Source organism: Bacteroides cellulosilyticus DSM 14838 (assembly GCF_000158035.1).
Lineage (GTDB): Bacteria > Bacteroidota > Bacteroidia > Bacteroidales > Bacteroidaceae > Bacteroides > Bacteroides cellulosilyticus.
In genome coordinates, this window is sequence record NZ_EQ973490.1 from 669,044 (window position 1) to 684,596 (window position 15,553).

The 15,553-nt window shown below is 43.3% G+C and carries 11 protein-coding genes; 6 read left to right on the top strand and 5 right to left on the bottom strand.

The window, feature by feature from the left end; genetic code table 11:
* The 4 genes from BACCELL_RS07290 to BACCELL_RS07305 all read right to left on the bottom strand — a co-directional run.
* Positions 1 to 2,982 (bottom strand): chondroitinase family polysaccharide lyase (locus BACCELL_RS07290; protein ID WP_044153476.1); only part of this gene is annotated, 2,982 nt, incomplete at its 3' end.
* Between the two features lie 42 nt (positions 2,983 to 3,024).
* Positions 3,025 to 3,717, bottom strand: a complete 693-nt coding sequence (locus BACCELL_RS07295) for a DUF6250 domain-containing protein (RefSeq protein ID WP_007211019.1) — start codon at positions 3,715 to 3,717, stop codon at positions 3,025 to 3,027.
* A gap of 103 nt (positions 3,718 to 3,820) precedes the next feature.
* On the bottom strand, positions 3,821 to 4,336 hold the full coding sequence (locus tag BACCELL_RS07300; protein ID WP_007211020.1) for a hypothetical protein: 516 nt from the start codon (positions 4,334 to 4,336) through the stop codon (positions 3,821 to 3,823).
* Positions 4,337 to 4,593: 257 nt separating this feature from the next.
* Positions 4,594 to 5,868, bottom strand: a complete 1,275-nt coding sequence (locus BACCELL_RS07305; RefSeq protein ID WP_007211021.1) for a DUF2851 family protein — start codon at positions 5,866 to 5,868, stop codon at positions 4,594 to 4,596.
* A gap of 96 nt (positions 5,869 to 5,964) precedes the next feature.
* Between BACCELL_RS07305 and dapB the strand changes: the two genes are divergently transcribed.
* The 4 genes from dapB to BACCELL_RS07325 all read left to right on the top strand — a co-directional run bounded on the left by dapB (position 5,965) and on the right by BACCELL_RS07325 (position 10,056).
* The gene (gene dapB, locus BACCELL_RS07310; protein WP_007211022.1) at positions 5,965 to 6,726 is read left to right on the top strand and encodes a 4-hydroxy-tetrahydrodipicolinate reductase; all 762 of its coding nucleotides are present in this window, start codon (positions 5,965 to 5,967) and stop codon (positions 6,724 to 6,726) included.
* A gap of 145 nt (positions 6,727 to 6,871) precedes the next feature.
* Complete coding sequence (gene lepB / locus BACCELL_RS07315; RefSeq protein WP_007211023.1) at positions 6,872 to 8,344, top strand: signal peptidase I; 1,473 nt, start codon at positions 6,872 to 6,874, stop codon at positions 8,342 to 8,344.
* A gap of 82 nt (positions 8,345 to 8,426) precedes the next feature.
* Entirely contained in the window at positions 8,427 to 9,362 is a 936-nt protein-coding gene (gene lepB / locus BACCELL_RS07320) for a signal peptidase I (protein WP_007211024.1), read from the top strand.
* A gap of 61 nt (positions 9,363 to 9,423) precedes the next feature.
* Positions 9,424 to 10,056 carry a WbqC family protein gene (locus BACCELL_RS07325; RefSeq protein WP_007211025.1) on the top strand — a complete coding sequence of 211 codons (633 nt, stop codon included), beginning with the start codon at positions 9,424 to 9,426 and terminating at the stop codon, positions 10,054 to 10,056.
* On the opposite strand, the gene BACCELL_RS07330 is transcribed toward BACCELL_RS07325, so the two are convergent.
* The gene (locus BACCELL_RS07330; RefSeq protein WP_007211026.1) at positions 10,048 to 12,924 is read right to left on the bottom strand and encodes a ligand-binding sensor domain-containing protein; all 2,877 of its coding nucleotides are present in this window, start codon (positions 12,922 to 12,924) and stop codon (positions 10,048 to 10,050) included. The two genes, BACCELL_RS07325 and BACCELL_RS07330, sit on opposite strands and share 9 nt — an antisense overlap.
* Positions 12,925 to 13,187: 263 nt before the next feature.
* On the opposite strand from BACCELL_RS07330, the gene BACCELL_RS07335 reads away from it, so the two are divergent.
* Together BACCELL_RS07335 and BACCELL_RS25980 are read left to right on the top strand one after the other, a co-directional pair.
* Complete coding sequence (locus BACCELL_RS07335; protein WP_007211027.1) at positions 13,188 to 14,738, top strand: endo-1,6-beta-glucanase; 1,551 nt, start codon at positions 13,188 to 13,190, stop codon at positions 14,736 to 14,738.
* A gap of 50 nt (positions 14,739 to 14,788) precedes the next feature.
* Positions 14,789 to 15,553: DUF5016 domain-containing protein (locus BACCELL_RS25980; RefSeq protein ID WP_007211028.1), on the top strand; the 765-nt coding region annotated here is incomplete at its 3' end.

A 15,553-nucleotide genomic window follows, 5' to 3' on the forward strand; every position in this document is an offset into this window, starting at 1 on the left:
TTTGCAATAAGGAGTTTCTGCAACATTCCATTCACCCTTTAAAGTAACGGTTACTGGTATTTCACCACTATCATTATCAATCCAGGGACGCGAATAGATACTGCGTTCCATACGTTTGCCATCCTTGTCAAAAGCCTCATCGCTCGGACCTCGATATAGTGCCAGATCCGGTTGGGAAACGGTCAATAAGAGCTTATCTCTGTCTTCACGTATCATGACGAGGCAGGAAGTATCAGCTTTCTGTAGCAATCCCTCCCCGGGCAATGCCTGTGGTGTTTCAAAAAGTACATATGAAGTCAGGTTATCAGTCAGAGAACGAACGATATGAGCATTGCGGTCCTGTTGCAATACCTTGTAAGACGGTTTCTTTGCGAAAGCTTTCAAGGAAGCTGCATCCGTACGGGGCAAGACAGCATATTCATAGGAAGCACCTTTCGGAGCTTTTCCATGCTCTAATACCAATGAAACCCAATCACCGGAAGTAGGTTTCGGATTACGTTCACCTACGGTAACTTGTGGGAAATTCCTTTCATATTTCGCCGCTTTCATCGAGTTTTTCGACAGATAATATCCTACTCCGTTAGGATCGATATAGGTCTGTCCGTCACTTTTATAAGTTGCCCAGTAATCATGCATTTCGGGAGTAGTGGCTGCCAACTGGAAAACGGTAGTTTCTGTCGGGAACTCTTCATTTGTATTCTCAATATCCGTTCCCAGACATACGATCATTCCATTGAAGAAGTGATAAGATTTACGGGCACGGTGTGAACCGTTGTACTTGTCATGCTCGTGAAGCTTCATGCCGAAGTTACCATTTAATTTCGCCTGAGACAAACCGCCTGCAAAAGCCTCGTCGGAATAAAGCATTTCTTCCATACCTGAGAAAGTATCTACATTCATCACTTTGGCACGAAGCTGATCGAATGGCAAATGAATAGTCGTCGTACCGGGAAAACGGTTCCAGTCGAAGCCTGCTTCCTGCCAACCACTGGTTGTAAAAGTAACCATTTCATCGGGTTTTCCGGTCAATATCTGCATACTTCCGTGGGCCAGGTAGCGACCGAAGAAATTAGCATCTAGATAATGTTCGGCTGCCCAAAGGTAACGGGAATGCCCACGTACCACAGCAGCCCAATTATCCCGGCGCTGTACTGAAACGCAGCCGTACCCTAACGCCAAATTACCTTGCGGATCGGGTTCGGGGCGGAATCCCTGTGCTTCAAATAGTTGTTTCAATTTCTGTTCATGGGCAGTAGATGCTTTCGGTAGATAATCAGGAGAATTCTTATCAGGAGTTTCCGTATAAGAAACCAGACGCAGATAAGCAGCAGCCAGTTCAGGATCGTATTTTTGTTTTCCATCGGGAGTGCCAGCCAATGCCAAAGTAGCATATTGTATAGGTATCAACTGTCCCTTTCCATTGGGATGACGCCCTGACATGGAAAGAGCCCATTGCTTGGTATTACAATAGAAACGCATAGTGAGCAATACATTCTTTACTGTTTCGTGCGCTATTTCAGATACTTTGAATCCTGTTCCGCTCAACAGATAAATCATATTCGTGGCACCATCCAGACCGCCGACCGCATAAGCCGGGTAGTTATTACGATGATGGAAACAAGCACCGTCTTTTTTGAAAGAACCGGCCAATCCAACTGCCGGGCGGCAACCATAATCTATCCAACGGGAGAAAGAACGAAGATATTGAAGTTTCTCAGGAGTATCTTCCATAATCAGGATACTTGCCATACGCCCCTGCGTCTGCGTATTGAAAGTATCTATATCAATGCCATTAACCGTGGGTTTAGGATATACTTCATTGGTGATGGCATACCAGCGCAAAGTACGTTCCGCTTCGTTCAGCTTTCCGGCTTCTCTCAATACATCTTTCATCAGGAAATAGGCCACATACAAACCGCGCATACTGTATCCGTAATGATGGATATTTCCCCAACAACTGCCATAAGCTACTCCCTGATCGGTGATGTGGTCGTACATCGCCAGGAACTTCTGTTTCAGCTCATCCTTTGCCACAGCATCCGAAGCGTTGTTATAGGCATAGGCTATCCGGCGCATCAGATTGAAATACTCACTCATTTCCATCCCTAACTTGGTGAACATGCCTTTGTCCCAGTTGGGATACATACGTTCGTAAGCTTCAGCCTGGCGTACCATAAAAATGGGCAGCCCGCTTACAACACCGTCCTTATAAGTAATCCCATAGAAATCATATTTCTTACGGATACTTTTCATTTCTTTTTCTGTCAGTTTAGAAGGAGTATAAAGCATATCGCGGAAACGTTTCTCCATCAACTGCATATCTTGTCTGTCTTTCTCGCTAACCGGAGTAAGGGCTATTTCCGGTTTCCACAGGGAGTGTTCATAAATCACCAGCCAATGGTTGGTGGTTCCTTTATTAACGAAAGGCACCTGCACATCAGCTGTTTGCTGACGGGCATCCACTTTACTGGCAGTTATCAGATGGTCGATGAACAACTCTCCCTTTACATCAGGTGCAACGATACGCAGTTCATTCATCCCGGGTTCAGGAGTGCCTTGCATATCGCGCTCGTAGCAGACCCACGCAGCACGCCAGCCGGTGAAGTTAATACCGAAAGGAAAGGAAGTACACTTCTTTCCATCTTTCAGGAATTCAAACTCAATAGTAGTATCCTGAGCCTTTGCATTGTACACCCAAACTATAAAAGCGGAAAGATAAGTGTCTTTTCCGGTAGGGTCTTTCTTCTCAAACTTCAGATCACGCTGAAGGGTTAGTACAGAACCGGGTTCAAACGTCCAGCGCAAACTATGCGTACCATCTTTATAATGTTGGTCGCTAATGCCAAGCGTGGCCTTCGTAGCGCTCAGCCCGGCAGGAAGTTCAGGTTGTTCAAAAGAGAGCAACCGGTCATTCTTTACAACCTGTGCCGACAGGCTGAAAGAAAACAGTGCAGTGCATACAGCGGCAAGAATAGGATTCATCAGATTAAGTTTCGTCATCATGGTATGAGAATATTAATAGAGTTAATTCAAGTGTTCGATACGGAAATTCGTGAAGCGGACATGATTTTGAAGAAGGCGTAAGCCAAAATGTCCATCGCCTGCACCGGCTTCGAGAGGCAGACGGAAAAGTTCCTCACCATCTACAAGAAAAGTTGTACAATTGTCCTGAACGCGGATCTGAATATAATACCATTGATTAGGTTTCAACAGATGAGCCGGGTCGGTATATTCTTTAATCAGAGGTTTGATACGGGCCTCGTCTACATCATAAAACTGACCGTAGTAACGACGAAAACGGGTAGTGGTATTATCATTACCACCATAGCCTACATAAAAAAGGTTCAATGTATTATAGTTGCGGAAGACACCGTTTCGCCAAGTGGAACGGGCCAAGAGTTTGCCGGGATGTTTCGGGTCGTTTGCAGCCCAGAAGCAGTTCATATCACTCAGACGGTCGTGTTTACCGCCATTCATTACCATACAGATATGGTAACTGATCTCGTAATCGCCGGTCAGGCGATCTTTATACCATAAAGTAAGTCCTTCGGGGACAATCAATTCAAGAGTATCTTCACGAATGGTGAAGTCCATTATTCCCGACTGGTCTTCGGCTATCCAATGGCCCAATGAGAGCCGATCCTGTGCCAATACGGTACAGGGCAGGAAAAGAAAAAGACATTTCCACAGAATTTGTATGAAAGATGAATGTGTCATTTCCGGTATTAGTTTCGTTTACAATATTTCCACATTGCAAAGAAACGGTACTTTTTAGAGAAAATGACACATAAATCGTACAGAAAAGGTATATTTTAGTAATTTAAGGATGCATCTCCTCAAACGCTTTATTCTCCTCTTCTATCGTAGTGATGGTTTCCGGCAGTTCACTGATAGGAAGATCGAAATTATACCAGTCAGTATAGCAATCGGTAACGTACCACTTCCCGTCAATCAGTTCGAACACTACGCGAAGGGAAGCTTCCGACTCATCATAGCCAGCCTCAAACTCTTTATGCTTGGGGTTGTTCACGGTAAACCGGGAGACATAAACTCCGCCCTCTTCGTCTGTGATACGTTCTTCTTTAAACGCATCTTCACCCAGCAACGCCCACTTATCACGTGTAAACGGAAAAGTCTTCTCCGTCTCACCGTCTTCCTCTAACAAGGCTATGGGAGTTTTCAACGGAAACTTGATACGGGAATACTGGAAAGAAGCACTGGAAGTAAATTTCTTGAGGAATGTCTGGAAGTCCTCATTAGCTGCGGCAGCATGACCATTCGTAGTCGTCAGCATAAGTACCGCGAAAAGACAAAATACAAAGTGAATTGCCTTCATTTAGTTACAATGTCAAAGGGTTTATTAATCAGGCGCAAAGATAATGCAAATCCGCAGATTTGAGATAAAAAGGAAAAAGAATATTATACGGTGGTGTTGGATCTATAGATGCAGCATGTCCCATCTATAGATGCAGCATGACCGATATATAGATGCAACGCGTCCGATATATAGATGCAACATATCCGATATATAGATGCAACATATCCGATATATAGATCCCTGCACCCTTATCATGTAACCCTTCATCATATGTTTCATTTCTGCCTCAGATACTCAAACCCAAAACGACAGCGTAAGCAGTCTTTCTTATCGCAATACTCTTTCTGAAGCTGCAACAAAGCCTGCGAATCAGCAGCAGTAGATACAGGTAGTCCTGCCACACTCCAGTGGCGGATGATATGATTATCCTCCGCTTTCAGACTTTCTAGAAAGCCCGTAGCCCGTTCGCAAAGCTCTTCATTCGCCTTATGCAAGCCATAAGCATATAAAAAAGGGATGACAGTATTAATAACAATCAGGTTCTGGGCATTCTTTCCCACTTGTTTTTCACAGGAGGAAGAGACTTTCCGGAAATTGAAATGCTCTTCCCAATACGGAGAGGTAGCGACAGTCAGTAGTTTCCGGACAGCTTCCAGCGTATCCGCTTCCATAATACGGGAGAATAAGGACTGCTCTTTATAATAAAGATTTGCCAACTGCGCCAAGCGGACATGAGGAAAATTACCCGGACGTAAGCGAAGAAAGCGCCATTGAGTAGCAGCCATCGGAACAGGCAGTTCAAACTTATGTTGCAAGTAGCGAAATTCCTTCTGCAACTTCAGATAATACCCGTCTGCATCCGGCAGTTCTTCATCCAGCAGCCCGGCTTGCCCCAAAAAGAAGGCTTCTACTTGAAAGAGATTATCCCGGTGCTTATCTATCGCACGAAAAGGCAGACGACTGGCCCATGCTTCAAAGGCATCCCCATTCAGCCCGAAACCAAAGTTGCGGGCCAAGGTGATAAAGAATACATCTTCCCAATGATTATTGCATCGCTCCAACCGGGCGGCAATCACATGGGCTTTCTGCTCGAAACGTTCTACCTGCAAAGCAGAAAGCCAGGAATGGACTGTTAGTTTCGGAAGAGAAGACAATATGGAATAACAAGGAGGATAGATTTCCGCATGACTCAGTTCATCATAACGCTGACGAACAGATTCAGGACAGGATAGTTGCAGTTGTGGCACCGGTGCTCCGTTTGCACGAAACACTTCGCAATCTACAGTTTCCGCTACGTGCAGAATGACATTGTCATAAGCTGCATCTTTATCGTGACCATGCCTCATCCAATCGGATGCCAACGTATGCACTTCGATGTTTCCCACCCAAAGGGTACCGCCAATTTTTAGTTTGGCATTGAAGAAGTCGGGGCCTGCGTTTGTGTTCGGTAGTCCGGCATCTATCACTTCAACCGGTTCGCCGGTGGTGGTCTGGAGCATCTTTAACGGAAAGATTTTATGCTTCCAGACATAATGCAATAGTAGTTCCATTGTTAACAAGAAGTTAATGTACGCAACAAATGTAAGAAAAAGATTATCTTTGCGACCTATAGAACGTTGATAAAGTGAATTTAATCAGAAGAAAGAATGAAAATAGCATTAATCGGTTACGGTAAAATGGGTAAGGAAATCGAAAAGATTGCCCTCAGTCGCGGACACGAGATTGTCAGCATCATCGACGTAAACAACCAGGAGGATTTTAACTCGGACGCTTTCAAGAGCGCAGACGTTGCCATAGAATTCACAAATCCTATGGTAGCCTACTCCAATTATATAAAAACCTTCGAAGCCGGAGTGAAGTTGGTTTCCGGCAGTACCGGATGGATGGACAAACACGGTGAGGAAATCAAGAAACTTTGTACCCAAGGAGGTAAAACGCTGTTCTGGGCATCCAATTTCAGCTTGGGCGTGACCATCTTCTCTGCCGTGAATAAGTATCTGGCAAAGATTATGAACCAGTTTCCTGCCTACGACGTGACGATGAGCGAGACACACCATATTCATAAACTGGATGCACCAAGCGGTACGGCCATCACGCTTGCCGAAGAAATTCTGGAAAATATCGACCGTAAAGATCATTGGGTGAAGGGAACTTTGCAGGCACCGGACGGAAGTGTTTCCGGTTCTGCCGAATGTGCAGCAGATGAAATTCCTGTCAACTCCATCCGCGAAGGTGAAGTACCGGGCATTCATGTGATCCGTTACGAGTCGGAAGCAGACAGCATCATCCTGACACACGATGCCAAAAATCGAAAAGGTTTTGCACTGGGTGCCGTTCTTGCTGCCGAATATACTGCTGACAAGCAAGGTTATCTGGGAATGAGTGACTTGTTCCCATTCTTAAAATAATAAACACGCTTCACCACAGATTACACAGACTCACACAGATGAAAGAGAGCAGAATTAAATTTTAGTATTAAAAAAAATCTGTGTGAATCTGTGTTATCTGTGGTGAACAACAAAATCTGTGGTGAACAACAAAAATAATATAATAATGAGAAAAGCTACTCGCGCCCAATGGGTTAAATTCGCAATCGTCACCGTGCTTTACCTCGCTTTCCTGATATGGGTAAAAAGCTGGTTGGGGCTGATTGTCCTACCTTTCATCTTCGACATCTACATCAGCAAGAAAATTCCCTGGGGCTTCTGGAAGAAATCAGAGAATCTGGCTGTACGCAGTGTTATGAGTTGGGTAGATGCTATCGTGTTTGCACTGGTAGCTGTTTATTTCGTCAACATCTATGTATTTCAGAACTATCAGATACCTTCTTCTTCTCTGGAGAAATCTTTGCTGGTAGGCGATTATCTTTATGTCAGCAAGTTGAGTTATGGTCCGCGTGTGCCAAACACACCACTGTCTATGCCATTAGCACAACACACCTTGCCGCTAGTGAATACAAAATCATACATCGAGTGGCCCCAGTGGGACTATAAACGTGTTCCGGGTCTGGGTAAAGTGAAACGGAATGATATCGTAGTATTCAACTTCCCTGCCGGAGACACCGTAGCCACTAACTTCCAGCAAACGGATTTCTACACCCTTGCCTACAACGAAGGACAACGCCTCTATCCGAATCCGGTAAATATGGACAGTTTGACGCGCAAGCAACAACGCACTGTCTACGATCTGTATTATAATGCCGGAAGAAATCTGATACGTTCCAATCCCAAGATGTACGGTGATATCGTTGTCCGCCCCGTAGACCGCCGGGAAAATTACGTAAAGCGCTGCGTTGGCTTACCCGGAGACACACTGGAAATCAAAGATGCACAGGTATATATCGATGGCAAACCGCTCGAAAACCCTGAAGAAATGCAGCTCAACTACTTCGTACAGACTACAGGACCATACATCACTGAAGATATGTTCCGCGAATTGGGTATCAGCAAGGACGACCAAACATTAATCAGCAACGAAGGTTTATTAATGGAAATGGGCTTGACTCACCGTGACGCACAAGGTCGCCTGGCTCCGGCCTATGACTTACCACTGACGAAGAAAATGTATGAAACCCTGTCTGCCAATAAGAAACTCGTCAGCAGCATCGTTATGGAACCGGAAATATTCTCCGGCCAAATGTATCCGTTGAACCTTTACACCAAATGGGACCGCAACAACTACGGCCCGATCTGGATACCGAAAAAAGGTGCCACCATCAAGCTGACTGAGGACAATCTACCGATCTACGAACGCCCTATCAGAGCTTATGAAGGTAATACACTGGAAGTAAAAGAAGACGGCATCTATATTAATGGCAAGAAGACGGACGAATATACCTTCAAAATGGATTATTACTGGATGATGGGCGATAACCGCCACAACTCAGCCGATGCCCGTTCGTGGGGTTTCGTGCCGGAAGATCATGTTGTAGGTAAGCCAATTGTTGTCTGGTTATCACTCGATAAGGATCGTGGTTGGTTTGATGGAAAAATCCGTTGGAACCGGATATTCAAGTGGGTAAAATGATACCAAATGAAAGAATGAAAGAATTAATAATGAAATAGGTGAGAACGTATTCATTATTAATTCTTTAATTATTAATTTCGACATGAATAAGGCTTGGAAAATAACGGGAGCAATCATCGGAATAATACTCGTTGTGGTGTTACTTCGGGGTTGTGTTATGACTTCCTATCTTATTCCTTCTTCGGGTATGGAGAATTCCTTATTTCAGGGAGAGCGTATTCTGGTAAATAAATGGAGTTACGGTCTGCGTCTTCCCCTTATGGCATTGTGGAATTATCACCGTTGGGCAGACAGCCCTGTACAAAAAGAGGATATCATTGTTTTCAATAATCCGGCTAATCTGTCAGAACCTGTTATTTCCCGGCGCGAAACATTCATCAGTCGATGCATCGGCGTACCAGGAGATACCTTATTGATAGACTCCCTGTTCTCCGTAATTCCATCAGAAAAAAACGCTCCCGACCAGAAGTTTTTATATACTTATCCACGAGAAAAAGAAAAACAGCTGGATTCATTACTTACACTATTGTCCATATGCAACAACCACCTGATGGGACAAGATAGCATAAAAAATGTACGTAGCTTCAGCCGTTATGAATATTATCTGCTGGAACAGGCTATGAATGGCAATTGCTGGATAAAGTTACTGAATGAAGGAGACTCCATAGAAGCCCTGCGCCCGTTGATCGTTCCCGGCAAAGGTAAACCGGTGCGTGTATATCCGTGGAACCGTACTTTACTACGCAACACACTTGTACTGCATGAGAATAAACAAGCTGAAATAAAGAACGATACTTTGTACATTGACGGGAAGCCTGTACAGCATTGCTATTTCACCAAGGATTACTACTGGGTAGGGGCTAATAACTCTATCAATCTCTCTGATTCCCGCTTATTTGGCTTTGTACCCAAAGACCACATCATCGGTAAAGCTTCGCTCATCTGGTTTTCCAAAAAGACAGAAACAGGATTGTTCAATGGTTATCGTTGGAAAAGAATGTGGAAAACGGTAAGATAAATGAAGTACGAATTACTAATTACGAAGTATAAATTACAAATTGCGAAGAACCAATTATCTCATGAAAACCATATACCTCTCTTCCGCCTATCTGGCACCCGTAGAATATTACGCCAAGTTGGTGGCATACGATAAAATCTTTATCGAACAGCACGATCATTATGTGAAGCAAACCTACCGTAACCGTTGCACCATTGCAGCACCCGATGGCGAATTAGCTCTCTCCATCCCTACCGTCAAACCCAATACTCTGAAATGTCCCCTAAAAGATATCCGCATTTCCGATCACGGCAATTGGCGTCATCTACACTGGAATGCTTTATCATCGGCTTATAACCATACTCCTTTTTTCGAATATTATAGAGATGATTTCCAACCTTTCTACGAGAAGAAATATGAGTTTTTAGTCGATTTCAACGAAGAACTGTGTCATCTGGTCTGTTCACTGATAGATATACAGCCGGACATGGAACGTACTACTTCATTCCAGAGCAGTTTTGCACCCAATGAAGATGATTTCCGCGAGCGTATCCATCCCAAAAAGAATTACAAAGAAGAAGATCCGGACTTCATAGTCCGGCCTTATTATCAGGTTTTCCAGGAACGTCTCGGCTTCCTGCCGAATCTGAGTATCGTCGATCTTCTTTTCAACATGGGACCTGAGAGCTTACTTGTGTTGCAGAAGTCATTTTGAGAACTTCTGCAAAAATTCCGCAAGATTCGCTCCTTCTTCCAGTCCCAGCTTCTTACGCAAGCGATAACGACTTATTTCTACCCCGCGCAAAGAAATATTCAACAATGGAGCAATCTCTTTAGAAAGCAAATTCATTTTGATATAAGCACAAAGTAACTTTTCCTTGTTGTTCAGTTCCGGATATGCTTCTTCCAATTTTTTGAAGAAATCATGATGTACCGAATCAAAGGTACTTTGGAATGCCTGTAAATCGTCATCATGCTCAATGTTCGTATCAATCTGTCCCAACAGACGAAGTGTTTTCCGACGAAGAGAAACCAGATTCTCTTCGCTGATGGAATGGGAAATGCCCAGCACTTCCTTTTTTATATCCAATAGAATTTCATTCTTACGTACGATGTTCAAAGTAGTACGAATCAGTTCCTCCGATTTATGACGCAATTCCGACTGTAGGTTTTCTTCTTGCAGTGAATCTATCTTCTGATCTTTCAGATCACTTTCTTTTTGAAATTTTTGTTCTTGTCGATAGAGTTCCAGTTCCTTTTGCATTAACAAGCGCTTACGCCCTACTGAGATACGATAATACACATAATAAAACAGCAATACTACCACTACCGAATAAACCAGATAACTCCACCATGTACGATACCACGGCGGCAATATCTCAAAGACAAACGAAGTTTCCACAGATTCCTGGCTACCGTCGGTAAGCAATTTCACACTGAATACATACTTTCCTTCATGCAGTCCTGTAAACTCTTTCATATTATTCTCACTGTATTCACTCCAGATTCCTTTCTCACCACCCGTACTTAACTGATAAGAATATAACACTGTGTGTGCCTTATTGAAGTTGTTTACACTATATTCTATTCGCATTGAATTCTGAGAATAAGGAATCACTATCGGTGCTGTATCATACAAATAACTGCGGCCATAAATAAGCGAATCACGCAATCCCGTCAAGTAGACTTTCCTGATTTGCAATGTCAACGGCATTTGTTGCACCGGCAGGCTATCCAGTGTGATCAGTGAAAAACCTTCCTCTGTTCCTGCCACTACCTTGTTGGCCTTATAAAGATTTACATCTTCAAAGTTTTCTATCAATGCTCCTTTCAAGAACTGTTCATTAGTTACCCGGCGATACTCCTGCTTATTGGCATCATAATGCAATACTTTCAATGCGCCATCTGCTACATACCAGATATTTTGCAATGAATCTATCTTCATATAGGTATATGCTGCCTTTCCTTCTAATAATTGTTCCAGCCAAATACATGCTTCCAGCGTATCACGGCTCCGATTATACTGCCACAGACCATAATGTGAAGCTATAGTAACTTCATCTTTCACCCGCAACAAACAAGCATCATATCCACGTGGAAAGATGATGCTATTATAGTCTTTCATCTTTTCCACCTTTCGTAAATCATCTGCCAAAGTCAAACGGCAAACCCCATTTTCTTTATTTCCAACCCACAATATATGAGTCGAATCTTCCATCAACATATCTTTGCACGAACGGGTAAACCCCTCTATATAGCTTTCTACCCTCCAACTCATCCCTCTCTTCATGAGCAAATACAGTCCACTATAAGTGCCTGCAATCAACACATCCTTACGGTCATCCACCGATACAATTCCCCATACTCCTTTGGGATTGTTGAGATGTTCCATATGATCTCCATCCATAATAAAGATACCATTATCCGAACAACAGAACAACTTATCGTCATATTGGTGAAGTGACCACATCTGACCTCCTGTACCCGGTACGAAGTCTATGGGATTTCTCTGGTTTAACTGCCCTGGGAGAGTAGAGCGATACAACCCCTGATTCGTTGCGAAATAGTACTTACCCTGATAACTACAAGATGCATATCCCGAACCAATCACAGGTTTACCTCCATAAAGTGAAGCAAGCCTTGCTTTCAAATGAATGCAGTCAATCCCATTATCCAACCCGAGCCATAGGTTGCCAGTCTTATCAAACAGCATACTCAACACAGTTTTGTTCTGCAAGCCATTTTCCGTAGATATGATTTCCATCTCATTCGTCTTCAGATTTAAAAGACAAACTCCACCCTGGATAGTGCCCAACGCCAACAACGAATCTTGCAATGCAGCACAGAAAACTCTATTTTTACGGCAAAAGTCCTCGGCTACAGTATTATATTTCTTAAAAACAGTGCCATCGTAAATAAATAATCCGTTATCCCGGGTTACCATCAACAAACTGTCCTGATGAGGTAACAATCCACCGACTTTGACAGTCGCTCCTATCCCCAAAGGACCAAGAACGGGTATAAACTCTGCTCCATTCAACATTAGCAATCCTTCGGCAGAAGTAATATACAGTTTGTTACGCAAGATAAACGAAGTGTAAATCTCTGAAGAATAATCTATTTTCTTCACAATGCCCTCTTCCCAATAAAAGAAACGACGGTCCGATTGAAAATACACCCGTTCTCCGTCCAATAAGATATTCCAGATGACTCCGACATTCACATTGGGAGATAAACTGTCAGAAAGGCAAGTATACTCCAACCCACCAAGACGATTTGGAGTAAAATAGCCAAATTGCTCCATTCCACCGATATAAATCCGCCCGTCATGTCCCACTTTCACAGCACGTGTTTTGGCATTATGAATCGGATATGTATTCCACTCCACACCGTCAAATTCCAATAAGCCTTTGTTGTTAGCTATATATATCCAACCGTTATCATGCTGCTGAATACTCCAATTCTGATTGCCGGCTTTATATGTATGCCGGGTATAATTTGTCACCGGACGTTGCCATCCGGCACTTACAGGAATAGATATCAAAAGAAGAAGAATATAAAACAGGAGGTCTTTTCGTTTCATAGCAGTTAACGTTTTATTCTTTGAAAACAAAGATAAGGTATTTTACCTACAAATAAAAGAATTATTTTTTAGATGTAGCCATATTATTATAATAAACATTTAATTATCAACAAAATAATTAATCCAAGAGAAAGTTCTGATGTAGTTAAAACCAATGAATGAGAAAGTTTTGAAGTAGTGTATTTTTAGGAAACACCCTTATCATACGCATATATTTGCAGCGGATAAAACCATTTTGTTAAACCTATATAAGTCGTACTAACATGAAAAACAAAAGACTATTCACTTATGTGTTTCTTTTCGGCCTACTGGTCAACGGTAGTGCATGCGGATCGGACCACAATGAAACAGACTTCCCCGAAACGCCCGGCGGTGAAACTCCACCCTCCCCTAGTGGTCTACAAGCCTACATGCTTACTACCACTGACACCCGTACCTATGATTTAAGAGAATCCACCGTGGAATTTGAGCCCCAAGCCAGCATGTCGCCTAAAAACATCCTACTGAATCCACAGCAGATCTACCAAACTATGCAGGGATTCGGAGCGGCACTTACAGGATCATCAGCTTTCTGCCTAAAACTAATGAAACAGGAAGATCGGACAGCATTCCTCAAAAGAACCTATTCGCTAACTGAAGGTTATGGATGTAGCTATGTACGCATTGCCATTGGCTGTTCCGACTTCTCCTTGAAAGAATACACCTGTTGTGACACACCGGGTATAGAAAACTTTGCTCTGACTTCAGAAGAAACAGATTACGTAATACCTATCTTAAAGGAGATTATTGCTATCAACCCGGACATCCGCATACTGGGTTCACCCTGGACTTGTCCCTTATGGATGAAAGACTACCGGAAATACCCTGTCTACCAAAATCGGGAATACACCGCAGGACAACTAAAACCCGAATACTATGCTGACTATGCCACCTATTTTGTGAAGTGGATACAGGCATTTCAGGCAACTGGTATTCCCATCAATGCCATCACCATACAGAACGAACCACTCAACAACAAGAACTCAGCCTCACTGGTGATGGAATGGAAAGAACAACGTGATTTTGTGAAAGTACTGGGTCCTGCTTTTGAGGCTGCTGGACTTTCCACCAAAATATACGCTTACGACCACAACTACAATTATGATAACAAAAGCGACCAAAACGGTTATCCCTACCAGATATACAACGATTCCGAAGCCGCTAAGTATATAGCAGGAGCAGCCTACCATGACTATGGAGGTAATCGCAGCGAACTGCTCAACGTCTACCAACGAGCTCCTGAGAAGGACCTGATTTTCACAGAATCGTCTATCGGCACCTGGAATAACGGACACGACTTGACCAAAACTCTCCTTTCTAATATGGAAAGTATCGGTATAGGCACCATCAATAACTATTGCAGTGCAGTGACCATCTGGAACCTGATGCTTGAAACAGACTTCAACGGAAGCATACCCAGTAACAATGGTGGACAACCTAACCGCCCCGGCGGATGTCAAACCTGCTTCGGGGCTGTAGACCTAAACATGAGTGATCTTAAAACTATCTACATGAACTCGCACTACTATATGATCTGCCACCTGTCGGCAGTGGTAAGACCCGGTGCCATACGAATTGGTACAAGCGGCTACACAGACAATGACATAGCCTACAGTGCTTTCAAGAATACAGACGGAAGTTATGCCTTCGTCATCATCAACAAAAGCAGTTCAGACAAGAACATTGTACTTACCGCCCCCGATGACGCCGGTAAGAAGCACTCGGCAAGTTGCACTCTGCAGCCGCGCTCAGTAAACTCTTTCAAGTGGAAATAACAGAGATTCAAACATAATAAATCACTTTTTTAATTTTAAATTTATAAATTATGAGAAATCGATTTTTGCTCGGCATGATGGCACTCAGCCTTATAGCTATGACATCATGCAAAGATGAGATTGACCAGTTCGATGATCATGGCAGCTCGACTATCGTATCCTTTGCAGGCACTGAAAAAGCCTACATGGGCGATAGTATCACCTTCGACTTTGAGGTGAAGAGCGGAGGCGTGAAAATCAACCAGGCCAAAGTTCAGCTCTATTATGGAGAAGAAATGGTATCCGAAGCCTTCTACAGTCTGAAAGCCGACGGAAAATACAGTGGAAAAGTGCTGGCTCCCTACCAGAAAAACACGCCTGACGGAGAAGCAAAGGTTATACTGCGCATCCAAAATGAACGTTTCAGCAATGACAGTAAAGAAATGACCGTTGCTATAGAGCGTCCAAAATATCAAACATTGAAACTTGTGGCTGCCAATGGCAAGGAATATACCATGACTCCCGTTCCAGGTAAAGAATATGAATACAAAGCACGTGAGGCTTTCCCACTCGACATGGAAGCATCTATCGTAGCACCAGCTTATTCCGATGGAACAGGTAATCCTTATTTGCAGGGCAATGAACTGAAATTTGGTATGGACAATGGAAAAATTGTCCTCAATGCCACCAAGAATATTGGCTTTGAAAACACAGGTTACGGTGAAGACGGCAAGTATGAAATCACATTCAATACCCTGACTTTCGAAGGTAGCCCATTCCCAAAATTCGGTGTACGTTTCGACACGCAGAATAAGTTCCTGGAATTCGATGGGTCG